This is a genomic window from Rhodococcus sp. 05-339-2 (assembly GCF_002258965.1).
In the GTDB taxonomy this organism is placed as follows: domain Bacteria; phylum Actinomycetota; class Actinomycetes; order Mycobacteriales; family Mycobacteriaceae; genus Rhodococcoides.
In genome coordinates, this window is the sequence record NZ_NOYW01000011.1 from 231,836 (window position 1) to 257,536 (window position 25,701).

Genomic DNA, 25,701 nt, shown 5'->3' on the forward strand with positions numbered 1-25,701 from the left:
CACGAGTCCGAAATCGGGCACCGATACGAGCAGGCAGGGGACCGCAACGGTGTTGACGCTCCACCGCGCCGAACGCGCCGGAACACTCGCGGCTGCACTCGCCGAGATCTTGTCCGTTCCGTTGGACGATCCGTTCGTACCCGAGATCGTGTCGGTCCCGGCGAAGGGCGTCGAGCGTTGGCTCACCCAGCGACTGTCGAGCACCCTGGGCGGTTCGCACGGCGACGGCATCGCAGCGAACATCGACTTCCCGAGCCCGACGCGATTGGTATCGCGCGCCATCGCGGCGGTCGGCGACATCGACCCCGACGATGATCCGTGGGCTCCTGGCCGGGTTCTCTGGACGGCGCTGGAGGTGATCGACGAGTGCCGAACCGAACCCTGGGCGGCCGTTCTGTTCAAGCACCTCGGTGCCGGTTCCGAGGATCACCGGGTGGGACGCCGCTGGTCGACGGCTTCGCATGTGGCAGAACTGTTTCGCACTTACGGATCACAACGTCCTCAGATGCTGCGCGACTGGTTCGACGGGCGTTTCACCGACGGCCACGGCGGCGATCTCGACGAGGACCTGCTGTGGCAACCGCGAGTGTGGGCCGCGATGCGCGAGCGGATCGGCAGCCCGAGCCCGGCCGAACGACTGCCGCAGACCTGCGCGCGACTCAGGGACGCACCGGAGTCGGTGGACCTACCGAGCCGGTTGTCGGTGTTCGGTCCGACCCGGCTGGCCACCGATCAGCTCGAGATACTGAGTGCACTGTCGCAGGCTCGTGATGTGCACGTCTGGGTTCCGCATCCCAGCCCGTCGATGTGGCGCACCCTCGCCGAGATTCCGGCGGTGACGCGCCGACGAGACGATACGACGGCTCTGGCCGTCGAGCACCCACTGCTGGCCGGCCTCTCGCGAGACGTGCGAGAACTCCAGGCCACCATCGCGTCGGTGGCGACGAACACCGTGCATCACCAGGGCCCGGAAACGGCGAACACCCTGCTCGGTCGAATTCAAGCCGACATCACCGCCGATTCGCCTCCGTCTCCCGAATTCGACGACGGCACAACGTTCGTCGACGGGTCGGTGCAGATCCACGCCTGTCACGGACCTGCTCGACAGGTCGAAGTGCTGCGCGAGTCGCTGTTGCATCTGTTCACCGGCGACCCGACGCTCGAACCACGGGACGTGCTGGTCATGTGTCCGGATGTCGAGACCTATGCGCCGCTGATCCGCGCGAACTTCGGGCAGGCGGCGCTGGTGCATCCTGGACACCGGTTGCGGGTGCGCCTGGCCGATCGAGGCCTGCGCCGCACCAACCCCGTCCTCGATGTCATCGCCACGGTGCTGGATTTCTCGGAGGGGCGGGTGACGGCGAGCGAGCTGTTGGACTTCGCTGCGAGCGGCCCGGTGCGGGAGAAGTTCTCGTTCACCGACGACGATCTCGAGCGCCTGCGCGAGTGGGTGGCGAGCTCCGGCGCTCGCTGGGGACTAACGGTTCGGCAACGAGAAGCGTACGGCTTGAACGGTTTTCGGCAGAACACATTCAAGTCTGCGCTCGACCGCATCCTGCTGGGAGTGGCCGCGGACGAGACTCGTAACGAATACCTCGACCTCGCGCTGCCCCTCGACGACGTCGACAGCAACGACATCACCCTCGCCGGCCGCTTCGCCGAGCTCGTCGATCGGCTTGCCTCGGTGCTCCGCGCACTTGCCGGTCCGGCATCGGTGACCGAGTGGACCCGGCAGCTGGGACGCGCCCTCGATCTCCTCGCAGACGTGCCCACCGCCGACGAATGGCAACTGGCACAGGCACATCGAGAGATCTCCGACGCCACCGAACACGGCGGCACCGCCGAGCTACGGCTCGCGGACGTGCGCGCCATGTTGGCCGGCAGACTGGCCGGTCGACCCACCCGTGCGAACTTTCGCACCGGCGAACTGACCGTCTGCACCATGGTGCCGATGCGCTCGGTGCCGCACCGAGTGGTGGTGTTGCTCGGGCTCGACGACGAGGTGTTCCCCCGAGTGGGCAGTATCGACGGAGACGACATCCTCGCCCGTGATCCGGCCGTCGGCGAACGAGATATTCGCAGTGAGGACCGACAACTCCTCCTCGACGCGGTGATGTCTGCCGAGGAGAAGCTGCTCTTGTTCTACACCGGAGCAGACCCCGTCGACGGGTCGATCAAGCCGCCCGCGATCCCGCTGCGAGAGTTGATGGACGTGCTCGAGGTGACGGCGGGCGCAAGCGTCGAACACCGGCATCCGCTGCAGCCGTTCGATCCGCACAACTTCGAAGCCGAACACCCGTTCAGCTTCGACACCGTCGCCCTGGCCGGAGCGGTCTCCCAGCAACGGACGCCCGATCCGGTGGCACCGTTTCTGCTCCACGCACTACCTGCGACCGCTCGCGGGGACGTCGAGCTCGCCGAACTGATCGCCTTCGTCGAGAACCCGGTGCAGGCCTTTCTGCGGCAACGGCTCGGATTCCGAGTTCCGGAGCTCGAGGACGACCTGGCGGACAGTCTGGACATCGAGCTGGACCCGTTGTTCCGGTGGAACATCGGTGATCGGATGCTCGCGGCAGTGCTCGCCGGTGGGGACATCGGGGAATTCGCGGACGCCGAGTGGCGGCGCGGCACCCTTCCTCCGTTCCATCAGGGCCGCAGAGAGATGTCCGACATCCGGCAGATCGTCGGAATCATCGCCGACGCGGCCGCTCCCTTCCACGAGGGTCCGGCCGAGACCGTCGACGTCGCGGTCGATCTCGGCGACGGACGCCGCCTGACCGGCACCGTCACCGGAATTCACGGCCGCACGCTGACGCGATCGTCCTACTCGCGCCTGGCCGCCAAACATCGACTGGCCGCGTGGGTGCGGTTGCTGGCGGTGGCCGCATCCCAGCCAGGGGAGTGGAGCGCCGTCACCATCGGCCGAGCGAGCGGGATGCGCCCGCCTCGTCGCTCTCGGTTGATCGCCCCGCGGGACCCCGCAGCCGTGCTGCGTGACCTGGTGGACCTGCGTGATCGCGGAATGACCTCGCCGCTGCCGATATCGACCGGTACCGCGTCGGCCTACGCGGAGAAGCGCTTCGGTGGCGGAACCATCGAGGACGGCTACGAATCGGCCGCGTGGGCGTGGCGGGGCGACTTCGGCGACGCGACCGACCGGTCGCTGCGCTACGTCCATGGGTCGACACTGTCGTTCCAGACGTTGCTCGCCGCGACCCCGCATGCCGACGAGACCGAGCCGTCGAACGAGAAGAGCCGTTTCGGAATTCTCGCTCGAAAGCTGTGGGACCCGTTGCTGACCGCCGAGAACATGGGGAACGCATGACTGCCGCCCGCGGATTCGACCTGCTCGGTCCGATGCCGACCGGAACTACCGTCCTCGAAGCCAGCGCCGGGACCGGCAAGACGTACGCGATCGTCGGATTGGCCGCGCGCTACATCGCCGAAGGGATCGCCGAGATCTCGGACCTGCTCCTGGTGACGTTCAGTCGGGCCGCGACCCAGGAACTCCGAGACCGCACCCGCAGCAGGTTCGCCTCGATCGCCCGGGACCTGGCAGATCCGGACACCGCTCGCGCATCTCGGGATCCACTCGTGGCGTTTCTGGCAGAAGTCGACGACGCCGAAGTGGACCGGCGGCGTCGCCGGTTGCGACGGGCACTGTCGGACTTCGACGCCGGAACCATCGTCACCACTCACAGTTTCTGCCAGCGCATGCTCGACGGGCTCGGCATCGCGGGCGAACGCGAACCGGAATCGGCCTTCGTCGAATCGGTTTCGGACCTGCTCGAACAGGTCGTGGACGACCTGTATCTGCAGATGTTCAGCGGTGACGACGAGGCGCCTGCATTCGGTAGGCGGGACGCTCAGCAGTTGGCGTTGGCGGCCGTGGGTGACCCGCAGTCGATTCTGTACCCCGACATCGAGAACCTGGACGACAGCAACCGCGAGCCTGGACTGCGTGTGCGGTTCGCCAGGGAAGCGCGCCGGGAAATCGAACGTCGCAAACGCCTGCTCGGGGTGCGTGACTACAACGATCTGCTGGGACTTCTGCATTCGGTGTTGTCCGACCCCGTCCACGGCGAGGCCGCTTGCGCCCGAGTGAGAGACCGATTCCGCGTCGTGCTCATCGACGAATTCCAGGACACCGACCCCATGCAATGGGACATTCTGCGGCGGGCGTTTCACGGATTCACCACGCTCATCCTCGTCGGCGATCCGAAGCAGGCCATCTACGCGTTCCGTGGAGCCGAGGTACTGAGTTACCTCGACGCGGTGCAGACCGCGGACCACCTCTACGAGCTCACTGCCAACTGGCGTAGTGATTCGGGGCTGCTCGACGCCCTGCATCATCTGTACGGGGGCGCGGCCCTCGGTCACGACGACATCGTGGTGCACCGAGTCGAGGCTCGAAACCCTCCCTCGCGCATGGTCGGACATCCTCCCCTGCGGCTGCGCTATCTTCCCCGAACCGGCGCTGGTCCACTGCGGCAGGGTTTTCCCGCGGTCGACCGCCTCCGATCCCGGGTTGCGGCGGACGTTGCGGCGGACATCGTCGAGCTGCTGTCCGGACATGCCGTGATCGAGCGTCCCGACGGCCCTCGGGTGATCGAACCGCGGGACATTGCCGTGTTGACCCGAACGACCAAGCAGGTGGCGTTGATTCGGGACGCACTCGACGCGGTCGGGGTGCCGTCCGTCGTATCGAGCAGCACCAGCGTGTTCGGCACCGAGAGTGCCCGACACTGGCTGTGGTTGCTGCAGGCGATCGAGCAACCTCATCGCACCGATCGCGTACGTCTGGCCGCTTTGACTCCGCTGCTCGGGTGGACCGCCGCGCAACTCGACTCCGGAGCCGAGGACGCGCTGTCCCAGGTCAGCAGTCGTCTGCGCGAGTATTCGGTGCTGTTCGACGAGGCCGGGTTCGCAGCAGTCTTCGAGCGGGTGTCGGCCCAGTCCGGACTCGATGCGAGGCTGCTCGCGGTCGAATCCGGTGAGCGCACGATGACCGATCTGCGACACATCGCCCAATTACTCAATCGCGCAGCGGTATCCGAGTCCTACGGAATCACCGCCCTCACCCGCTGGCTGACAGACCGCATCAAGGAACCGACAGCGGGCGGGTCGACCGACCGGAGCCGTCGACTGGACAGTGATTCTGCAGCAGTGCAGATCATGACGACACACGGAAGCAAAGGGCTCGAATTCCCGGTCGTCTACCTGCCCTACGCCTGGGACACGTTGTTCTTCAGCAAGCCGTCGACGCTGTTGCTGCACGAGAACGGCAAGCGAATCCGAGACGTCGGCGGACCGTCCGGGGCGGGGTATGCGGCCAGGAAGATCCTCAACGATCAGGAGGAGGCAGGCGAGGAACTGCGATTGCTCTACGTCGGTCTCACCCGCGCCGAGTGCCGGATCGTGCTGTGGTGGGCACCGGGCCGAAACACCGCGACCTCATCGCTGCACCGCATGCTGTTCGGACGCATCCCCGGAATCGCTCTGCCCGAGCCGTCGTACAAGGTTCTCGACGACGTGACGACTGCGAACCGGCTCCAATCCTGGGTCGGGTCGGCAGCCGGGCTCATCTCGGTCGAACCGGTGGGGCCCGGTGAGCCGTCCACTGCACACTGGATTCGTCCCGAGCAACCGCACCTCGACGTTGCCGCCGCACGCTTCGATCGAACCCTCGACCTACTGTGGCGTCGGACGTCGTACTCCGCGTTGACAGCTCATGCTCACGACGCCGCGCCCGGCGCGCTCGAAGTAGGAGTGACCAGTGAGGCCGAGCATCCCGAGAAGACGGACGAGCCCGCCGAGACGTCGGTCGGCGGCGACTATCCAGGAAGCGAGTACATCGACGAACAGCTGGACGGAATCGCGTCACCGATGAACGGCATGCCTGCCGGTGCGGCGTTCGGAACGCTCGTCCACGAGGCTCTCGAACACGTCGACACGTCCGCACCGGACCTGCTCGCGCAACTCGAAGGTCGCTGCGCTGCGGCGGTCGCGTCGCGAATGGCGGAGGTCGATCCGATGGCGTTGGCCCAGGCTCTGTTGCCGGTGATGCAGACGCCGTTGGGTTTCGGGACGCTGGCCGACGTAGCGCCGTGCGACCATCTGACCGAGCTCGACTTCGAGCTGCCCTTGGCCGGCGGAGACGATCCGGTGGCGGACACGGTCACGCTGAAGTCCGTGGCGCGCCTGTTGCGTCGCCATCTCGAACCGACGGACGTGCTCGCGTCCTACGCAGATCTGCTCGACGATCTCGAGGCAACACCGCTTCGCGGCTTCCTCACCGGGAGCATCGATTCGGTTCTGCGCGTGGCCGGACCTCGATACGTCGTGGTGGACTACAAGACGAATCGAATCGCGAGAGGCGATCTGACCACCGGCAACTTCACCCGCGAGAAGATGGCCCAGGAAATGATCCGCTCGCATTATCCGCTGCAGGCAATCCTGTATGCCGTTGCGCTGCATCGATATCTACGATGGCGTCAATCGAACTACGACCCGCAACTACATCTCGGCGGCATCCGATACCTGTTCGTGCGGGGCATGGTCGGACCGCAGACTCCCGCCGGATGCGGAGTGTTCGACTGGGATCCGCCCGCAGCTCTGGTGGTCGAGCTGTCGGATCTGCTCGCGGGCAGGGCGAGCCGATGACCGGTGTCTCGATTGCGCTGCGCGGCAGTGGAATTCTACGTACGTTCAACGACGTGGGTGTGCTGTCGGCATCCGACGTGCACGTTGCGTTGCGGCTCGGTGCCCTGGCCGGGGAATCGTCGGAGCACGTGCTGCTCGCCACCGCTCTGACGGTGCGCTCGGTGCGATCCGGCTCGGTGTGCCTGGATCTGCGACGACTGCAAGACGTCACCGTCGACGAGGATTCGGACGTCGATCCGAGCGCACTCCCGTGGCCCGAGCTCGACGACGTGCTCCGAGCGCTGAGGGTGAGTCCACTGGTGGTCGGCAGCTCGAATGGGCCGTTGAGGCCGCTGAAACTGGTCGACACCGATCAGGGTGAGCTGCTGTATCTGGACCGATACCATCTGCAGGAGAGCACCGTTCGGGATCTCCTCGACGTGCGTTCGCAATCCCACCCGCCCGCCGATGCCGTCGAGATCGGCGGGGCCTTGGCCGCGCTGTTCGTGGATGGATCGGGTGCACCCACGGCCGCCCCCGATCGGCAGCGAATAGCGGCGGCTCTGGCAGCGACGCAATGGACCACGGTCATCGCCGGCGGACCCGGAACCGGAAAGACCCACACCGTAGCGAGAATTCTGGCGCTCCTCGTACGCGAACACGGCAGCGATCTGCGCATCGGACTGGCCGCACCCACCGGTAAGGCCGCAGCCCGACTGCAGGAATCCGTGTCCGAACAAGCCGGGCTCCTCGGACTTCCTGCGGACCTGAAAGCAATGACGCTGCACCGACTTCTGGGATGGAAGCCCGGAAGCAAGACGCGGTTTCGGCACGATGCGGAGAATCGGCTGCCGTACGACGTCGTCGTCGTCGACGAAACCTCGATGGTGTCTCTGACGATGATGTGTCGGCTGCTCGAAGCCGTACGTCCCGAGTCTCGGTTGATTCTCGTCGGCGACCCGGACCAGCTGACGTCGGTCGATGCAGGCGCGGTGCTGGCCGATCTGGTGGCCAGGCCCGTCACCGGCAGGGAGAACCCGGTTCTGGCGCAACTCGTCGACGCGGACTTCGCCGCCGCCGAGGATCCCGAAGAAGCGGCGCTGAGCGCGTTCGAGCGAGACCGATTGCGCGGCGGCGTCGTTCGGCTCAGTCGTGGCCGACGCTTCGGCGGAGCCATTGCTCGCTTGGCCGTGGCCGTCAGGGACGGCCGGGCCGACGATGTGATGGCGTTGCTCGAATCCGGCGCGGAGGAGATTTCGTTTCAGAGCCCCGACGACGTCGACGCTCTACGTTCGGACGTGATCGACACCGCAGCCGAGGTCACCGCCGCCGCCGTACGCGGGGATGCCACCGAAGCACTGCTCGGGCTCGAGAAACATCGCCTCCTGTGCGCGCACCGCGAGGGTCGATGGGGAGTCTCGCGGTGGGACCGGCAAGCGATGGAGTGGGTAGGAGAAGGCACCGGAACATTTCTCGACCCTTCGCTGTGGTATCCCGGTCAGCCATTGCTGGTCAAGGCCAACGACCACGAGGCGAGGATCTACAACGGAGATACCGGCGTTGTGGTGTTGGGGGACAACGGGACTCCGATGGCGGCGTTCGCTCGAGGTCGCGGCCACGTGTTGATTCACCCGAATGTGCTCTCCTCGGTACACACCGTGTACGCAATGACGATCCACCGCAGCCAAGGCAGTCAGTACGACACGGTCTCGGTTCTGCTGCCGGCCGAGGCATCGACGCTGTTGACGCGAGAACTGCTGTACACCGCCATCACCCGCGCACGATCGCACGTTCGAGTGATCGGTACCGAGGAGGCCATCCGCGCGGGCGTCGAACGTCAGGTGCTGCGGGCGAGCGGGCTGCGCCGAAAGATCCTGTAGCTCGTTCGATCGTGTTCGTCACCGGCACGCATGCCGGTCTGCCCTCGTCACGACGTCCATGCTGTGTGCGACCAGAAGCCATGTGCGGGCCAGGTTCTTCCATACCCCGACGTTGTTGCCAGTCGCGTCGGCGGAGGGGCGAGCCCGAACGGCGGCCGATCGATGCAGCGACAGAGCTCGCGCTTTCAGCGCGTCGATATCGCCGTCGGCGCACACCGATCGAACGGTGTGCGCATCGACGCGTCGACCGACCAACTGGCACAACGCTTGCAGTGACCTCAGCTCGGCAGGCACGTCCTCGGATGTCTCCGACGGGCTTTCGGTCGTTGTGCCGGACGTGCGACCGACGAACCCGCGCTGCAGGTCGACCGGTCCCGACGACGCAGCGTCGGCCGCGACGCTCCACACGCTCAGGAACGACGGATGTGGGACGTTCCAGAGCTCCCGGAACGCGCGAGTGATCATCTCCGCGACGAGCGCTGCATCTGCTCGGGTGTCGGTGCGCGTGAGATCGATGATCGACCCGTCTGCGACCGGCTTGCCTCGATCCAGCCAACCGAAGTCGAGGAGCTGCACATCCATGGCCGTTGCGTCCGGGGCACCCGGGTACAGCAGTGACGGCAGCGCTGCCACCGACACCAGCACGCCGCCGTCCGTCGCTGCCACGTCGATGTACGGCCGCAATCCGCGCTCGCCGGGGCTCGCCTGGGCAGCGGAAACCGTGATGTAGTCCCGTCTCGGCAGGGTCCGAAGACGGGCGTGCAGATTTTCGGTGAACGTGGCCCACGCGAGCGCGGTGGCGGAGTCGAAATGGCCGTTCTGCAATGCGGTCACGATGCGAACCCTCTTCTCGGACGAGAACTGATGCCTGTATCCGAGACCGTAGCGAGAGGGTCCGACAAGAACCTGGGTCAGTAGACGTCGCGAAGGTAGCGCTTGGATCGCTTGAGGTCGTTGACGTAGTCCTCGGCGGCGTCGGGGGAGCGGCCACCGTGCTCGGCGACGATCTCGTGCAGTGCCTCGTCGACACTCTTGGCCATCCGAGCCGCATCGCCGCACACGTAGATCAGCGCACCCGCTTCGAGCCACCCGTACAGCTCCTTGCCTGCCGCACGCATGCGGTGCTGAACGTAGATCTTCTGGGGCTGGTCGCGGGAGAAGGCCAGATCGAGTCGAGTCAGCAGACCGTCGCGCTCGAAATCGACCAGTTCGTCCTCGTACAGGAAGTCGCTCGCTCGATGCTGATCGCCGAAGAACAGCCAGTTCTCGCCTGTTGCGCCCCGGGCTCGACGCTCGTGCAGAAAAGCTCGGAACGGTGCCACTCCGGTTCCCGGCCCGATCATGATGATCGGGGTGTCGTCGGATGGAAGGCGGAACGATTTGTTGGCCGACAGGAACACCCCGGCTTGCTGTTGCTCCCCGACGCGGTCGGCCAGATACGTCGAGCAGACGCCGCCGCGATCACGCTCGGCGGACCGATATCGGACCGTGGACACGGTCAGATGCACGGTGCCCTCGTGCGCGATCGGGGACGAGGAAATCGAGTACACCCGGTGTTGCAGTGGTCGCAGCAGTCCGAGGAACTCGGCTGGATCGAACGCTCCCGACCGATCGAGGTCGAGAACGTCCACGACGTCCCGACCCCACGTCCAGGCGTCGAACGACGCGCGGTCGCCGTTCTGCAGAACGTGATCGAGCTCGGCGTCACCGGCGCGTTCGGCCACGGCCTCGATCAGATCCATGGACGGGATGCCGATCTCGTAGTCCGTGGTCAAGGCATCCGCCAGGGTGATCTCACCGGATTTGGTGTGGACAGCGGTGTCGGCAGGCACTCCGAGACGCTCGATCACGGCCGAGACCAGCGCCGCGTCGTTGACGGGTTTGACGCCGAATCCGTCGCCGGCCTCGTAGGCGATGCCGCTCTCGCCGAGCGCGATCGAGAAGTGTCGAACTTCCTTGGCCGACGTGGGGCCGGAGAGACGTCGGTTGCCCAGAATCTGCGCGCGGTAGGGATTCTTCCGATTCCACGGTGAGCGCTTCGATGCGGTCTTGGTGGCGCCGAGATCGCCGGTTCGAGCGTCGATGTCCTGTACCTGCCTTGCGGTAGTCGTCTTGTGAGCCGACTGGGAGGTCGACTCGTTCGAACACTAATCGGGGCCACTCACTCGCGGTGCAGGACCTCGATTCCGTCGACGGAGAACACGACGTCGTATCCGCTCGCCAGCGCCCGGTCGATCGCCTGACGGTCGCCGGTCTCGTCCGTCGGCCACCCCGCAGGTCGTTGCCGGTTGACGACGATCCAATCCGGGACGGTCGAATCGGTCGTACGCTGCGGAAAGACCGAGACCTCGTGGTCGGCGACGAGTTGAGCCACGAGATTGTTCGACGCCGCAACCCGATCACCGGCGGGAATCCACTCGGAGATCTCTCGTGCGGTCGCGGCCTGCGGATCGATCGTCCATTCCTGCGCGTGCACCACACGTGACATGGGCAGGAAAGGCAGCGCGATGACCGCGAAGGCTGCCACGAACGCGACGATCAGCTTCCGGCCACGTTCGGTGAGCTGACCGTGGCGGTGGCTACGCGCCAACGCGTCGAGCAGGGCGACGAACACGATGACCATCAGGATCGCGTTGTAGTGGTAGATCGGCTTCCAGAAGTTGGTGTTGTCGCTGAGAAAGCGCCACGCGACCGTCGGGACCGCGACCAGGAGCAGTGGCGATCTCAGGGCGAAGAAGCCGGTGACCGCGAGAAGCAGAAAGGCGGTGGCCGCCCGTGAATCGCCGGCAACCAATCCGTGCGCGGTGTCGGCTATGCCCTCGCCGAGCGGAGGCAGCTTCGAGCCCTGATCGTACGAGTTGTCCGAGCTGAGGGCCGGGATGATCACCTTGACCGCGAGCACTACCCAGGTCAGTCCCCACACAGCAGTCAGCGCCCCCGCAAGGCGCGTTCGGCCGGTCGCCCACAGCGCCACCAACGCCCCGATGACGATCACCGTCAGGCCCATGTCCTCTTTGACGAACACCAACGGTAGAGCCCAGGCCAGGGCCGGCAGCCAATGCTGTCGGACCAGCGCGACCATCGACATGGCCAGCAGGGGCATCGCGAACGCCACCTCGTGGAAATCGAAGTTCAGCGCGGCCTGCACGCCCCACGACAGTCCGAACGCCGCGGCCGTCACGATGCCCACGACCGTGCCGAATTTCTGTACCGCCAGTCGGCTGATCGGAATCACTGCGAGCGCGAACAGCACCGCTTGTGCGATCAGCAGTGTCTCGGCGTGCGGGAACAGTCGGTAGAGGGGCCCCAGCAACGCAGTGATGGGCGAGAAGTGATCGCCGAGCGTGTTGTAGCCGGTGCCGAGCAGGTCGGATGTCGGCGCGCGAAACTGCGAGTACGACGCGATCTGTTGGACGAATATCCCCAGGTCGAATCCGGACGTACGGAGCTGGCGATGGCCGAGGACGGACATCACCGAATACAGGGTCGCCAGCACGGCGAAGGAGACGACCGGCACCAGCGTCTCGGCGGAACGGAACGCCGAGCGCCGGTCTGTGGTGGCTGTTTCGTCGGTCGCTGTGTCGACACCGTCGGCATCGGTGACGACCGTGGATTTCTCGGTAGTGGTCACGAGAAGGCATGTCTACCGGACAGACGTGAGATGTTCCTGAGAACCGCCGGTCAGCGCTTGCGCTTCTTCGCTGGTTTGCGTCGCGGCGGCTGCGAGGTGAGGTGGTAGTAGAGCGCATCCTCGGAGTCCTCGACCACCACATCGATGAAGTCGCCGACTTCGAGGTAATCGTCGACGGCGATCCGGTCGGTCGAGCCGATGACTGCTTTCACCGATCGAGCGGGAACGAGGCCCCTACGGCCGTCCGGTCCGACGGCGAGTGCATAGCGTGGACCGGTACGGGTGACCCTGGCGCTGATGAAGTCCGGGTCCTTCGGTATCGGGTCGGCCGCGAGCACGCCCCCGTCCTTCGACGCGGCCGTCAACGAATCGAGCTGCGCGGCCAGATCGTCGGCCATCGCATCGACCTGATCGAGCAGGTGGGCCATGTGTGCGGCGTAGTCGGTGTGCTTCTTGGTCGGCTTGAGCGCCTCACCCGGCTTGTACATGTCTTCGTGGGTCAGCTCGCCCCAGGCGTCCTGCAGGCGCGTCTTGACCTGAACTTCCACTTTCACATCGAGATCACCCTGATGCGTTGCGACTCGGACGACCAGCACCGCGTGGTACGCGCGATAGCCACTCGGCTTGGGAAAGGCGACGTAATCGGTCGGTGGTTGCGCGAACCGTACAGAGCATTCCGGGTCGTTGCACGCACGCTCGAGAGCAGCGACGAACGTCAGCTGATCGCGCGGGGTCTTGCAGAGCACCTTGACGCCGACGAGATCGGGCAGAGCCTCGGCGACGGCATCGGCGTCGGTCGGCTCGGTGATGCGGCCCTCGGAGAGATAGCGGCGCAGTTTGTCGGCCGATCTGCCCGGGTCCTTGATGCGTGCCGTCTGCGCATTCAGTCGGTCTCGATCGACGTCCTCGAGAATCTCGTCGGCGATGGTCTCGAGGAAATTCTGCGCGGTGACGAGAGCGGCTTCCCACGCTCGACGACGCTGCAGGTACAGCTCTTCGACCAAGTCGTCGATACTCGTTGCCGATGTCACGATGCCGAGGTTAACGCAGAAGTACCGCCGATCCTGTCGGCGGCGCGCATTCGAGCTGTGGCGTGACTGTGTGCGGTTTACGCTCTACCGCATGACCGTGGCTTCGGAACAGAAGGACGACTTCGTCGAGCAGTTCGATCCCTTCCGTCGTGAGTTGCTCGCGCACTGCTATCGCATGACCGGGTCGATCCACGATGCCGAGGACCTGTTGCAGGAGACGTACATTCGCGCCTGGCGGGGGTACGCAAAGTACGAGGGCCGTTCGTCCCTGCGCACATGGCTGTACCGAATCGCAACCAACACCTGTCTCACCGCTCTGGACGGCCGGGCGAAACGCCCCCTGCCGACGGGCTTGGGTGCACCGAGTTCAGGCCCCACCGACGAACTCGTGCAGAACAACGAGATTCCGTGGTTGGAGCCGATTGCAGATTCCGACCTGGCGGATGCGAGTGATCCCGCATCGATCGTGGTGGCGAAGGAATCCGTGCGGCTCGCCTTCGTCGCCTCCTTGCAACATCTGTCGTCGCGACAACGCGCGGTGCTGCTGATGCGCGAAGTGTTGCAGTGGAAAGCGTCGGAGGTTGCCGAGGTTCTCGCCACGACGACGACCGCGGTCAACAGCCTCCTGCAGCGAGCCAGGGAGCGCCTCGACGAGATCGCGCCCGATTTGGACGACATCGAGCCGATCGAATCGGCAGAACTGCAGCAACTGCTCGCCCAGTACGTGGACTGTTTCGAGGCCTACGACATCGACCGGCTGGTCACGTTGTTCACCACTGACGCGGTGTGGGAGATGCCGCCGTTCGTCGGGTGGTACCAGGGCGGCGAGACGATCGGATCGCTCATCCGCAACAACTGCCCGGCAAACGGCGCGGGCGATATGCGGATGGTGTCGACATCTGCCAACGGACAACCGGCGTACGGGTTGTACATGTTGGGTGAGGACGGTGTGCACCGGCCGTTCCAGCTGCACGTGCTCGATGTCGATGCCAGAGGGGTCGGACACGTGGCCTGCTTCTTCGATCTGACTCTGTTCGATCGATTCGGATTGCCCGACCGCCTCTAGAACAAAGGTCGGTCAGCTCTCCGAGACGGCGGACGGGTCCATCCACATCACTTCCCACACATGATTGTCGAGATCTCGGAACGCCCTTCCGTACATGAACCCGTGGTCCTGTGGTTCCATCCACTTCGATCCACCCGCGGCGATCGCCGCGTCGGTGAGCGAATCGACCTCTTGGCGGCTGTCTGCAGAGATGCACATCAGCACCTCTCGGGCCGAGCCGGTGTCGCAGATCGAGTCCGAGATGAAGTCCTCGAATCGCGCGGTGGCCAGGAACATCACCGTCGCCCGGTCGCTGACGATCATGGAAGCGGTGTTCTCGTCGCTGAACATGTCGTTGAACTCGAAGCCGAGACCCTCGAAGAATGCGCGGGTGGCGACGACGTCGCGAACGGGCATGTTGGCGAACAACAAACGTGACATGGGTACACACCTTTTCCGTAAAGACCTGCTGCGTCGAACCGTCGAACAACGGTCTGCTCGTACTGACAGCTGTCGATCCGAAAAGTCATCGGGTGAAGATGTGCCGACACGACGCGACCCCGCCGAGCGGGTGCTCGACGGGGTCGCGGACTGCGAAGCTGAAGGGGGCGTGTAGCTATCGCGTGATCTGCTGGCTATCGCGTGATCTGCGCGAGGCGCGACAGCATGCGCGAGAAGACGTGGCCGTCGTTGCCGAGATCTGCGTAGGGGCCGGATGCCTCGTCCGACTCGGTGGTGCCGGGCGTTGCCGCAGCAAGCGTGCGCGCCAGCCGGGTGCGACGCTCGATGGCGTCGAGGATGGTGGCGTCCAGCGTTGAAACTTCGTCGAAGAGCTGGTCGACGTCAGCTGTCGCGATGTCGGCACTGTCGGTGCCAATTGCGAGCGAATCGATCTGAACAGTCACATCGTCTCCTTTTGTTCGCGTCCTGAGGTGTGAGTCGTTCGGTCGGCCGGAACCGTTACAGCTCCATCCGAGTAAAAACGATGTTTCGTCGCCCAAACCAACATGCCCACTCAACGGGCCTGGGCCAACCTCTTCGGGGTGTGATGCTGCATACAGTCCGGTCGGTTCCGCTACCTGCGGGTTCTTCGGACGGAACGGCTCGAAGGATTCTTCTCGCGATGTTCCGGGTAGTCGCGGAGCGGATACGTCGACTTTCGAGGAGTGAACGATGCGTTACGACTACCTGATCATCGGTGGGGGAATGGTTGCGGACAGCGCAGCTCGCGGAATCCGCGAGCAGGACGCGACGGGCTCCATCGGAATACTCGGCGCGGACCCCGACGCGCCGTACACCCGGCCGGCGCTGTCGAAGAAGCTGTGGACCGACCCGGAATTCGGCCGCGATCAGGTCCCGCTCGACACGGCGTCCGACACCGACGCATCGGTGCACACCGGAACTCGAGTGATATCGGTCGACCGCTCGAACTCGTCGGTCACCACGGAATCCGGAGACACCCACGAGTACGGAAAGCTGCTCCTGGCAACGGGGGCGACACCGACGCGCATCGAACTGACCCCCAGCCCGCGTGTGGTGTACTTCCGCACCTTCGCCGACTACCGGGCGCTGCGTGAACTGACGAAGACCGCCGACCACATCGCCGTGGTCGGCGGCGGATACATCGGCACCGAGATCGCAGCTGCGCTGTCTCTCCAGGATGTGAAGGTCACACTGGTCACGTCGGACTCCGTGCTCGGCGGACACATGTTTCCGCAGAGCCTGGCTGCCGGCTTCGACAAGGGTTTCGCCGGCCACGGTGTGACCGTGCGCCGAGGAACGAGGGTCGTTTCCGGAGCCGAGGCGTCGGCGCGCGTACAACTGCAACTCGACGACGGTTCGACCGTGGAGGCGGACGGAGTCGTGTTCGGACTCGGCGTGCGACCCGACACGGAACTGGCCGAGGCTGCGGGGCTGGCAGTCGACGACGGCGTGATCGTCGACGAGTTTCTTCGCACCGAGGACGAACGCGTCTACGCCGCCGGTGACGTGGCGAACTACCCCGACGCCATTCTCGGACGCCGACGCATAGAGCATGTCGACAATGCGACCGAGATGGGCAAGGCCGCCGGACGCAACATGGCCGGTGCCGCAGATCCCTACGCGTACACCCCGTACTTCTACTCCGACGTGTACGACGACGGCTATCAAGCGATCGGCACGGTGTCCACGACGCTGACCGTCGTCGAGGACTGGAAATCGGTGGGGGAGGAAGGCGTCGTCTACTACCTCGACGACGATGCCGTCGTCCGCGGCGTGCTCATGTGGAACGTCTGGGAGGGGCTCGACGTGGCGCGCAGCCTGTTGGCGGAGAAGAAGCCGCAGACCGAACAATCGTTGCGCGGACTTATCTGACCTTCTGGAACACTCGATGGCGAGCGATCCGTCGACGACGCCGGCGATTCGGCGCGACCTAGGAGAGACGATGTCCGAGTTCGATCGCAGTGAGTCGGCCGATCAGCGTGCCCGGTTCGACGACGAGGTCCATCGCCGCTGTGCCGACTGCCGGCTGCCCGGTCGCTCCGAGCAGCTGTCCGACGCGGCGGCTGTCGCCATCGCGGCCGGACGAGTGGACGAGGCCACGCGAGCAGTCCTCGTCGGCCGGTGGCATGCCGGACGCTCGCTGCCGTCGATCGGAGGATTCGGCGCACTGCGCAATCTAGTGGACGAGCGCGATCGCTGGCTCGGCAAGGACACGACGAACAAGCCCGGATCGGCGCTCGTGTACAAACTCCGTGCTGCCGAGTTGACCAAACGAGTCAATCACCACCGCACCACCGTGGTGATGTCGAATCGCCACTACGCCACCGGGGTACGCGCGGCGCGCAAAGAGCGCAGGGAAGGTGTCCATCTGGACCTGGACCAGCGGGACGCGATCTTCGATGCGTTGACGAGAACGCCTGCACCACAGAAGTTCGGCCCGATCGCCGAGCGTGGCCTCTCGCTGGTGGACGCGGCCACGGATCGGGTGAGCACGCTGGCGCGCAGAACTCCGGTGGCCGACAGGGTCGAGTGGGCGACAGGAGTGGTGGATCAGTTCGTGGATCGCAAGGACGACCGCTTCGTCGATCGTTACGACACCCTGCTGTTCCTTGCCGGCACGGCGTTCGATCGGGTGCGTCGGTCGCCGGCATGGCAGTCGACGTACTTCGAGATCCAACGCAAACAGCTGGACCTGTTCGTCGAACTCACCGAGATCTCGGTCGATGCCACCTCGTTGCAAACGGTAGCGACCGAGTTGAATCGGATCGGTGAAACGATGGTCGACGAGGAGACAGCAGCACAGGTCGAATCCCGCCGTGTCGCACTGGAAGTGGTGTGGAAACAGTTGACCGGACGGGTGGCTGCGCTGGTTCGGCTCGCGAACGTTGTCGAGTCCTCGGAGACCGAGGCACGCACCTCCGACGCGATGGCCCGCGCGCACAGCCTGGACGATCGGATCGACGACCTCGTCGGGCGGTCGGGGAGCCGGGAGATGTCTGCCGAGAACACGCACTTCGTCGGTGATCAAGTGCGGACACAGTGGCGCGACTGAGTGACACCACAGGCACAGAGGCGCGATTCACTGCCGTTCGGGCCACTGAATCGCGCCACCGGCTCTAGGCGATGATTGCGAACAGAATCCCTGCGACGGCGAAGCTGACCACGGACAGAATGGTCTCGAGGACCGTCCACGTCTGAAGAGTCTGCTTGACGGTGAGGTTGAAGAACTTCGCGATGATCCAGAATCCGCCGTCGTTGACGTGGCTGGCGATGATCGAGCCCGCCGCGATGGCCATGGCGATGAGCGCCACGGCCGGAGCCGAGTAGTCCTGCGCCGCCACCAGGGGTCCGACGATTCCGCCGGTCGTCACGATGGCCACTGTGGCCGAGCCCTGCGCCACGCGCAGGGCGCAGCTGATGATGTAGGCCAAGACGATGATCGGTAGGCCCGCGGCTGCCATGGTGTCGGCCAACGCCGTGCCGATACCCGTGGCCGAGATGACCTTTCCGAAGAACGCACCAGCTCCGACGACCAGCAACAGCATGCCTACCGGACGAAGTGACTCTCCGGTCAGCTTGCTGAGTTCCTGGACTGTGGATCCGCGTCGAATGCCCAGAACATAGAACGCAATCAGAACTGCGATGAGCAGCGCGACGGCCGGTGTGCCGAAGAACGTGAGTACTTCGAGGAGGTTTCCGGGATCGAGCAGAATGCTGCCGAACGTGGCCCCGAGGATCAGGACCAGTGGAACGGCAATGATCGCTCCGATCGTGCCCACCGACGGCGGCGTCGTGACGACCGGGCGCTTGGTTGCGACCGTGCCTGCGCCTCCACTCTCGGTGGTGCTTGCGTCGTCGCTGTCGTTGATGAAGTCCTCGGGGACGTCGACGATGACGCGTTTACCGATCCAGTTACCCCAGACCAGGCCGGCGGCGATGAATCCTGGTATCCCGCAGATGAATCCGAACAGGATGAGCCAGCCCAGGTTCACCTCGAGCAACCCGCCGAGGGCGACCGGACCTGGGTGTGGCGGCAGGAAGGCGTGCGTCATGGACAACCCGGCCAGCATCGGCAGCGCATAGAGCACCAACGACTTTCCGCCTTGACGCGCCGCCACGTACACCAGCGGTGCCAGCACGAAGATGCCGATGTCGAAGAAGACGGGGATGCCGAAGATCAGCCCCAGCAGTCCCATTGCGATGGGTGCTCCGCGTTCGCCGAAGATCCCGAGTAGTTTGGCGGTCAAAGCCTGTGCGCCACCCGACTTTTCGAGAATCGCCCCCAGGACCGTTCCCAGTCCGATGATGACTGCGATGTGCCCGAGGATGCCGCCGAACCCGGTTTCGAGAAGCGACTCGTTGCTCTTGATCGCGGTACCGACTATCTCGTTGACGGGCAAACCGGCAGCCAGAGCCAATCCGAGGCCGACGATGAGAAGTGCGATGAACGGTTCGAGCTTGACCTTGATGATGACTACGAGCAGTACGGCAATTGCGATGCCGCACAGTACGAGTAGACCAGGAGTCGAGGTCCTGAGCCAGTCGACGACAGAATTCATGACGAGCCTTCCTTGATGTGTGCACTGATAGCCGCCACGAACGCCTGCGCTCGCACGGTGATGTCGTCCCACTGGGCGGCCGCGACCGACGCCGGTGGGACCACATCGGTACCTGCAGTCACTGCGACGGCACCTGATTCCAGGAACTGAGCAGCGTTGCCCGCATTGACTCCGCCGGACGGAACGAGTTGTGCGTCGGGGAAGGGGCCGAGCAGATCCTTGAAATACGCGGGCCCGACGGTCCGAGCCGGAAATATCTTCACGGCATCGGCTCCGAGATCGAGGGCGGTCATCACCTCGGACGGGGTGAGTGCGCCCATCATGAGCGGGACCCCGGCGTCGGTGACGATCGCGGCAACGTCGGGACGCAGCCCGGGTGTCACGACGAAGTGCGCCCCGGCGTCGATCGCGGACCGGGCTTGGTCGGCGGTCAGGACCGTGCCCGCCCCGACGACTGCACCTGCGTCCGATGCCGCGCGGATCAGCGCGAGGACGCCGGGCGTGGTGAAGGTCAGCTCGAGCGCGCGAATTCCTCCGCGCGCGAGCGCATCTGCCAACGCAGCAGAATCCGAGATGTGCGGGGCGCGCACCACCGACAGTGTGCGATCCTCGAGAATGGTCGTCATGGCGTTCACGATGTTTGCCTTCCGGTGGGGTTCATCCGCAGGGCGTGGCCTGCCAGAGAATGAGTGGGGCGATGCTCGTCGATGGCGAACGCGCCGTTGACCATGACGTGGCTGATGCCTTGGGCCTGTTGTTTCGGGTTCTCGAACGTGGCGGTGTCGCGGACGGTGGCCGGGTCGAACAGGACGAGATCGGCTGCGTACCCTTCGGCGATCGTGCCGCGGGCGCGCAGGCGGAGTCGCTCAGCGGGACGGCCGGTCAGATGATTGACGCAGTCCTCCAGTGACAGCAACTGCTCGTCTCGCGCGTAGTGACCCAGGTAGCGGGGGAACGTTCCCCAGGCGCGCGGGTGCGGCTTCTCGCCGACCAGGATCGCGTCGCTGCCGCCCATATGACGTGGATGCGCCATGATCTCGCGCACGTTCTCCTCGTGTCCGACGTGCTGCAGGATGGTGGTGGCCAGCGCGTCTCGGCGAAGAAAGTCGAAGAACACGTCCACCGGGGACCTACCCGCCTCGGACGCGATGTCGGACATCGTGCGTCCGACGTACCGATCGAGGTCGGGGTTAGCGACCCCGCTGAGCTGGATGGTCTCCCACTCGACGGTGACGCCATGGCAGCCGTCGGACCCGTTGACATCGACATCTCGTGCGATGCGTCGACGCATGTCCGGATCGTCGAGTCGTTCCAGCGCGCGGTCCGGGCCACCCGACATCGCCCAACTCGGAAGCAGCGCAGACAAGGTGGTGGCTCCGGGCAGATAGGGATACGTGTCGAGGGTGACGTCGCAGCCGTTCGCGATCGCCGAATCGACGCGGTCCAAGAACTCGCGTGCCCGGCCCCGATTGACGCCGAAGTTCATCGTCGCGTGAGTCAGATGCAGCGCACATCCCGTCTGCTCGGAGAGATCGAGCATCTCCTGATACGCGTCGAGCGCGCCCGCGCCGTAGGACCGAGTGTGCGGCGCATAGAACCCACCGAAGTCGGCGACGACCTCGCACAACGCTCGTAATTCGCTTGTGTCCGCGTACATTCCGGGCGTGTACGTCAAGCCGCTCGACATCCCGACGGCACCTTCCTGCAGCCCCTGTGCCAACAACTGCTGCATGTGGGCGATCTCGGACGACGACGCGGGTCGCTGATCAGGGCCGACCGCGAGGTATCGCAGTGTTCCCTGGGGAACGAGATAGGCAGCGTTCGGAGTGATGCCCTGGTCGAGGCGAGCGAGGTACTCCGAGACCGAACGCCACGAGAAGTCGAGGTCGACGGGATTGCCGTTCCATCCGGCGATCTGACGCCGCACCACATCGAGCGTCGCGTCGTCGATCGGAGCGTAGGCGATTCCGTCCTGTCCGATGACTTCGGTGGTGACGCCCTGACTGATCTTCGGGAAGTGGTCGGGGTCGGTCAGCAGACGCAGATCGGAATGGGCGTGCATGTCGATGAACCCGGGGGACAGGACGTGCCCCTCGGTGGCGTCGACGATTCTGTCGACACCGTGAACGGTGCCGGGTTCGGCGACCCAGGCGATGAGACCGTCGCGTACGAGAACGTCACGACGCTGCCGCGGTGACCCGGTGCCGTCGATGACGTCGGCACCTCGAATGAGGATATCGGACAAGGGTTTCGGCTTTCTAGAAGAATGTGTGCACGAGATCGACGACGCGGGGATCGTCGCCATCGGCGTCGTCGACGACGGGAACCAGACGCCATTTGTCGAAGGCGGTGCACGGGTGAGACAGGCCCAACCGCACCACCGATCCGACCGGCAGCGCCGCGGCGTCCTCGGCCGGTAGGCGAAGGAACGCGTGTTGATCGTTCAGCGCTGTGACAGCGGCACCGGAATCGAGGGTTTCGGTTCCTCGAACCAGCTGGGGGACCGGCAGACCTTCGTCGAACGGAAAGTCCCGCTTGCCTGCATCGATCAGCGCGAGACCGGGTTCCGGCCGGGATACCGTCCGAGCCCATCCGTGCATCGCAGACATCAGCGGCGCGTCGGTGCGGGCGGGAGTCAGTGGTGAGATCTGCGAGTAGAAGCCGTCGTCGTGCACCACATAGGCACCGGAGCGCAGCACCACGTCGGTAGGTACCCCCTCGCCGGTGGTGAGGGAGTGCAACCGCTCGACAACCAGGTCCTGGTAGGCGCTACCGCCGGCAGTCACGATCGCATGGTCGCCGTACAACCCTTCGGCATCGAGCGCGCGATGAAGGGTGGCGACGTTGTCGAGGTAGGTCCGAACCGCCGCGAGGCCGCTGTCGGTCCGGTCGTGGCTGAGTGCGCCCTCGTAGCCGCCGACCCCGGCCAGGGTCAGTCGCGGCGACGACGCGATGGCACGAGCGACCGCGATCGCCTCGTCGGTCGTCCGCGCGCCGGTGCGACCGTGCGGGCCACCGAGTTCGACGATGACCGGGATGGAGCGTGTTCCCTGCGCCGCCAGGATGCGGTCCATCTCGTGCACCGTCGCGACGCTGTCCGCCCAGCAATAGAACTCGAATGTCGGATGCGAATCCAGTTCGGCCGCAATCCATGTCAGTGCGACAGGATCGATCTCGGCATTGGCGAGAACGACCCGTTCGACCCCGAACGCACGCGCTGCCTGAACCTGCCATCCCGTTGCGAGGGTGATCGCCCAGCTTCCCGCATCGAGTTGCTGTTTCCACAGTTGAGGTGCCATCGACGTCTTGCCGTGGGGCGCGAGCAGCACTCCCGCGCGCGCCGACCACTCGGCCATGACCGAGATGTTCGACGCGATGCGTGCGCGGTCGAGAGTGAGTACCGGCGTCGTGAACTCGGAGAGTCGTGGCGACGTGGCGAGAAAGCTCTCGATGGTGTGCCCCCACGACCTGGGTGGCAGCGCCTTGTGCTCGGGTCCGAGCACTCGCCGGCTGAGTGCCTCGACGGCATCGGTGTCGATCACGGTCGTCTCCTGGGTCTCGATCGAATGCGTTGCGTATTGTGCAACGCTAGTTGCGCAATGTGTTTATGATTTGTAGTCTGCAACGAAAGCCAGCGTTCCCGCAAGAGTTCGAGGAGATCGACGTGAAAGCACCACGAGCGGTGTGCGTAGGCGAAGGCCTCGTCGTTCTGGTCGCCGAGCCTGGCCCACTGGAGAATTCGGACACCTTCCATCGCACGGCCGGTGGCGCTGAAGCCAACGTGGCAAGGGTGTTCGGTCAACTGGGCGTCGATGCATCGTGGATCTCGAGAGTGGGCGACGACGGATTCGGCCGGTACCTCGTCGGCCAATTGGACGCGGCAGGTGTCGACACCTCCGGTGTGACGGTCGACGACGCGCGACCCACGGGCATGTATGTGAAGCAACGCGGCTCGGGTTCCGATGATCGACACGACCTCGCGTGCGGAGACAGTGCCATGACGTACTTCCGTACCGGCTCGGCTGCGAGCGCCCTGTCGCCGGGAGACATCGACGGGCGTGCGGCGACCTTGGTCGATCGTGCCGACTTGATCCACTTCACCGGGATCACCGTGGCGATCTCCGATACCGCGGCCGACCTGACGAGGTCCCTGATGGATCTACCCACCGTCGTCAGCTTCGATCTGAACTATCGGCCGGCGCTGTGGAAGTCTCGGCCGGACGCAGCTGCAGATGTGCTCGGGGAACATGTTCGGGGAAGCGATGTGGTGTCCATGGGGGCCGACGAAGCTGCGCTGGTGTTCGGCACATCCGATCCCGCCGAGCTGCGCGAGATGTTCCCGCAGCCACGCCATCTGGTGATCAAGAACGACGCGCACACCGTGACGGCGTTCGAGGGAACCTCTCGGGTCGACGTACCGGCGCTGAAGCTCGACGTAGTCGAAAAGATCGGTGCCGGAGACGCGTTCGCGGGCGGGTATCTGACCGGACTGATGTTGGGTAGGAGTTCCGTCGAGCGCGTTCGGTTCGGGCATCTCTGCGCGGCGGGTGCCTTGACCGGGCACGGTGACATCGCCTCGGTGCTGCCCCTGGCGGTGCTGATCGAACTGGCCGAACTGCACGACGCCGACTGGGCGAGGCTGGACTACGCAGTCACCACCGCTCGTCACTCGGGGGTATTGCAGTGAGTCAAAGTCTCGCGCGAGCGATGACACTCCTCGGCTTGCTCGGCGACGGCCCGCGTTCACTCGACGAGTTGGCGTCGGTCCTCGAGGTTCACAAGACGACCGTGCTGCGCCTGCTGCGCACGTTGGAAGCCGACCGATTCGTCCAGCACGACGTGGATCACCGCTATCAGCTCGGATCCAGGCTGTTCGAGCTCGCCAACCGAGCGCTCGAACAGCGCGACGTTCGGAGCATCGCGCGGCCGCATCTGGCCGAACTGAACTCGATCACCGGTCAGACCGTCCATCTCGCCACCTACGAGGCAGGCGTCGTGATCTATATCGACAAGTTCGACGCCCAACAGAGTGTGCGGATGTATTCGCGAATCGGAAAGCCCGCACCACTCCACTGCACAGCTGTGGGGAAGGTTCTGGTCTCGGCCCGTCCCGAGGCAGAACGAGCGCAGATTGCACACGGCATCACATACACACCGTTCACCGAACGAACGATCACGACGGCCGAGCGCTATCTGCGCGAGCTCGACCTCGTGCGCGAGCAGGGGTTCGCCGAGGACCGCGAGGAGCACGAGTCGTTCGTCAACTGCATCGGCTGCGCAGTGCGCGACGGAACCGGCGAGGTCGTGGCAGCGGTGTCGATGTCTGTTCCCGACATGGTGCTCGATCACCAACAGGTCCTGGCAACACTCCCCGAAGTACAGCGCGCCGCGGCCGCGATCTCCGAGGGATTGGGCTGGCGACCGCGACAAACCCAGGACCGCAAGACACAGGACGAGAGCTCGACGGAAGGAACACAATGAGTGAAAAGATCGAAATCCGCACCACAGACGCGCCCGCACCGGCTCACACCTTTTCTCAAGGAGTCCGGAAGGGACCGTTCGTTCAGGTCTCGGGGCAGGGACCGGTCGACCCGGTCACCAGCGAGTACTTGTACCCAGGCGATGTTGCCGCACAGACGACCCGCACTCTCGAGAACGTCAAGGCCATCGTCGAGGCCAGCGGTGCGACATTCGACGACGTCGTCATGCTGAGGGTCTATCTGACCAAGCGCGAAGACTTCTCCACCATGAACGACGCCTACGGACAGTTCGTGTCGGCACATACCTCGGGGGACGTCCTACCGAGCCGCACGACAGTGTTCACGGGCCTGCCACGAGAAGAGATGTTGGTCGAAATCGACGCCGTCGCGATAGTCTGACCGAGTCCGGCGGCAGATGTTCACACGAAAATTACATCTGACCAGGCGATTTGCGTAAGCGTTGGTCTTCGCGTAACTTTTGTCGAGTCAGAGCGACACGGACACCGACCCGGTCTTCACGGACTGGGACAACGAGGTTGTACGGAGTATGCACTGAACAACCCAGGCAAGGCGAGATGGTATCAGCCATGCCTGGGGTTCGAGCGTGTAAGCCCCGAAGTTACCGTGCAAACGGCAGCGACGGTGTGTGCGTGTTCTTTGAGAACTCAACAGTGTGTCGATGAATGTCAGTGCCGAAATTATTTTGGTGAAAGCATTCGATGTATCAGCCATCCGCTTGTGGTGGTTGTTGTCGGGTGTTGTTTGAAATGCTAGTTGAGTTTTTTTGCTAGTGATTTGACTTGATGTCTTTGACTGATTCACGGTCCCTTGTGGGGATTGTTGTTTCGCAGGTCTTTTACGGAGAGTTTGATCCTGGCTCAGGACGAACGCTGGCGGCGTGCTTAACACATGCAAGTCGAGCGGTAAGGCCTTTCGGGGTACACGAGCGG

18 protein-coding genes, 1 rRNA gene and 1 pseudogene are annotated in these 25,701 nt (G+C 64.7%); 10 read left to right on the forward strand and 10 right to left on the reverse strand.

The features are described from left to right. The first annotated feature begins 49 nt into the window (after positions 1 to 49). From recC to recD, 3 genes are read left to right on the forward strand one after another with little or no spacing between them, the layout of a single operon-like run. Positions 50 to 3,325: an exodeoxyribonuclease V subunit gamma gene (recC, locus tag CH273_RS10535; RefSeq protein WP_032395075.1), complete on the forward strand. Its 3,276-nt coding sequence runs from the start codon at positions 50 to 52 to the stop codon at positions 3,323 to 3,325. After that, positions 3,322 to 6,663, forward strand: a complete 3,342-nt coding sequence (locus CH273_RS10540) for a UvrD-helicase domain-containing protein (RefSeq protein ID WP_032395076.1) — start codon at positions 3,322 to 3,324, stop codon at positions 6,661 to 6,663. The genes recC and CH273_RS10540 overlap by 4 nt, the downstream gene beginning before the upstream one ends. Beyond that, entirely contained in the window at positions 6,660 to 8,522 is a 1,863-nt protein-coding gene (gene recD / locus CH273_RS10545) for an exodeoxyribonuclease V subunit alpha (RefSeq protein WP_094637990.1), read from the forward strand. Before CH273_RS10540 ends, recD begins: the two co-directional genes overlap by 4 nt. A gap of 18 nt (positions 8,523 to 8,540) precedes the next feature. On the opposite strand, the gene CH273_RS10550 is transcribed toward recD, so the two are convergent. The 4 genes and pseudogenes from CH273_RS10550 to CH273_RS10565 form a co-directional block, all read right to left on the reverse strand. Continuing rightward, positions 8,541 to 9,356: a TY-Chap domain-containing protein gene (locus CH273_RS10550; RefSeq protein WP_052049443.1), complete on the reverse strand. Its 816-nt coding sequence runs from the start codon at positions 9,354 to 9,356 to the stop codon at positions 8,541 to 8,543. Between the two features lie 77 nt (positions 9,357 to 9,433). Next, positions 9,434 to 10,627: pseudogene (locus CH273_RS10555) on the reverse strand (sulfite reductase subunit alpha); the annotation flags it as partial. Positions 10,628 to 10,683: 56 nt separating this feature from the next. Beyond that, a complete protein-coding gene (locus tag CH273_RS10560) occupies positions 10,684 to 12,153 on the reverse strand; it encodes a DUF2079 domain-containing protein (protein ID WP_032395079.1) in 1,470 nt (489 codons plus the stop codon). A 50-nt stretch (positions 12,154 to 12,203) separates the two neighbouring features. Further along, positions 12,204 to 13,184 (reverse strand): GTP pyrophosphokinase, encoded by a 981-nt coding sequence (locus CH273_RS10565; RefSeq protein WP_032395080.1) that lies wholly within the window; start codon positions 13,182 to 13,184, stop codon positions 12,204 to 12,206. A gap of 91 nt (positions 13,185 to 13,275) precedes the next feature. Between CH273_RS10565 and CH273_RS10570 the strand changes: the two genes are divergently transcribed. After that, a complete protein-coding gene (locus tag CH273_RS10570; RefSeq protein WP_032395156.1) occupies positions 13,276 to 14,250 on the forward strand; it encodes a sigma-70 family RNA polymerase sigma factor in 975 nt (324 codons plus the stop codon). A gap of 12 nt (positions 14,251 to 14,262) precedes the next feature. On the opposite strand, the gene CH273_RS10575 is transcribed toward CH273_RS10570, so the two are convergent. Beyond that, complete coding sequence (locus CH273_RS10575) at positions 14,263 to 14,670, reverse strand: VOC family protein (RefSeq protein WP_032395081.1); 408 nt, start codon at positions 14,668 to 14,670, stop codon at positions 14,263 to 14,265. 194 nt (positions 14,671 to 14,864) lie between these two features. Beyond that, positions 14,865 to 15,134 carry a hypothetical protein gene (locus tag CH273_RS10580; RefSeq protein WP_032395082.1) on the reverse strand — a complete coding sequence of 90 codons (270 nt, stop codon included), beginning with the start codon at positions 15,132 to 15,134 and terminating at the stop codon, positions 14,865 to 14,867. Between the two features lie 268 nt (positions 15,135 to 15,402). Here CH273_RS10580 and CH273_RS10585 point away from each other — a divergent pair, with 268 nt between their 5' ends. Continuing rightward, a complete protein-coding gene (locus CH273_RS10585; protein WP_032395083.1) occupies positions 15,403 to 16,584 on the forward strand; it encodes an NAD(P)/FAD-dependent oxidoreductase in 1,182 nt (393 codons plus the stop codon). A gap of 70 nt (positions 16,585 to 16,654) precedes the next feature. Beyond that, positions 16,655 to 17,764, forward strand: a complete 1,110-nt coding sequence (locus CH273_RS10590; RefSeq protein WP_032395157.1) for a hypothetical protein — start codon at positions 16,655 to 16,657, stop codon at positions 17,762 to 17,764. Positions 17,765 to 17,828: 64 nt separating this feature from the next. Here CH273_RS10590 and CH273_RS10595 read toward each other — a convergent pair whose 3' ends face one another. The 4 genes from CH273_RS10595 to CH273_RS10610 are packed head-to-tail and all read right to left on the reverse strand — an operon-like array spanning position 17,829 to position 22,813. Beyond that, positions 17,829 to 19,271, reverse strand: a complete 1,443-nt coding sequence (locus tag CH273_RS10595) for a GntP family permease (RefSeq protein WP_032395084.1) — start codon at positions 19,269 to 19,271, stop codon at positions 17,829 to 17,831. Continuing rightward, a complete protein-coding gene (locus CH273_RS10600; RefSeq protein WP_094637993.1) occupies positions 19,268 to 19,897 on the reverse strand; it encodes a bifunctional 4-hydroxy-2-oxoglutarate aldolase/2-dehydro-3-deoxy-phosphogluconate aldolase in 630 nt (209 codons plus the stop codon). The genes CH273_RS10595 and CH273_RS10600 overlap by 4 nt, the downstream gene beginning before the upstream one ends. 5 nt (positions 19,898 to 19,902) lie before the next feature. Next, on the reverse strand, positions 19,903 to 21,516 hold the full coding sequence (locus CH273_RS10605) for an N-acyl-D-amino-acid deacylase family protein (RefSeq protein ID WP_032395086.1): 1,614 nt from the start codon (positions 21,514 to 21,516) through the stop codon (positions 19,903 to 19,905). A gap of 13 nt (positions 21,517 to 21,529) precedes the next feature. Beyond that, positions 21,530 to 22,813, reverse strand: coding sequence for a type III PLP-dependent enzyme domain-containing protein (locus CH273_RS10610; RefSeq protein ID WP_082322446.1), 1,284 nt, complete (start codon positions 22,811 to 22,813; stop codon positions 21,530 to 21,532). 122 nt (positions 22,814 to 22,935) lie between these two features. On the opposite strand from CH273_RS10610, the gene CH273_RS10615 reads away from it, so the two are divergent. From CH273_RS10615 to CH273_RS10630, 4 genes are all read left to right on the forward strand, one after another. After that, positions 22,936 to 23,958 carry a sugar kinase gene (locus CH273_RS10615; protein ID WP_230596741.1) on the forward strand — a complete coding sequence of 341 codons (1,023 nt, stop codon included), beginning with the start codon at positions 22,936 to 22,938 and terminating at the stop codon, positions 23,956 to 23,958. Beyond that, a complete protein-coding gene (locus tag CH273_RS10620; RefSeq protein WP_052049445.1) occupies positions 23,955 to 24,752 on the forward strand; it encodes an IclR family transcriptional regulator in 798 nt (265 codons plus the stop codon). Before CH273_RS10615 ends, CH273_RS10620 begins: the two co-directional genes overlap by 4 nt. Next, the gene (locus tag CH273_RS10625; protein ID WP_032395088.1) at positions 24,749 to 25,150 is read left to right on the forward strand and encodes a RidA family protein; all 402 of its coding nucleotides are present in this window, start codon (positions 24,749 to 24,751) and stop codon (positions 25,148 to 25,150) included. The genes CH273_RS10620 and CH273_RS10625 overlap by 4 nt, the downstream gene beginning before the upstream one ends. Before the next feature lie 456 nt (positions 25,151 to 25,606). Next, positions 25,607 to 25,701 (forward strand): 16S ribosomal RNA (locus tag CH273_RS10630); the annotation flags it as partial.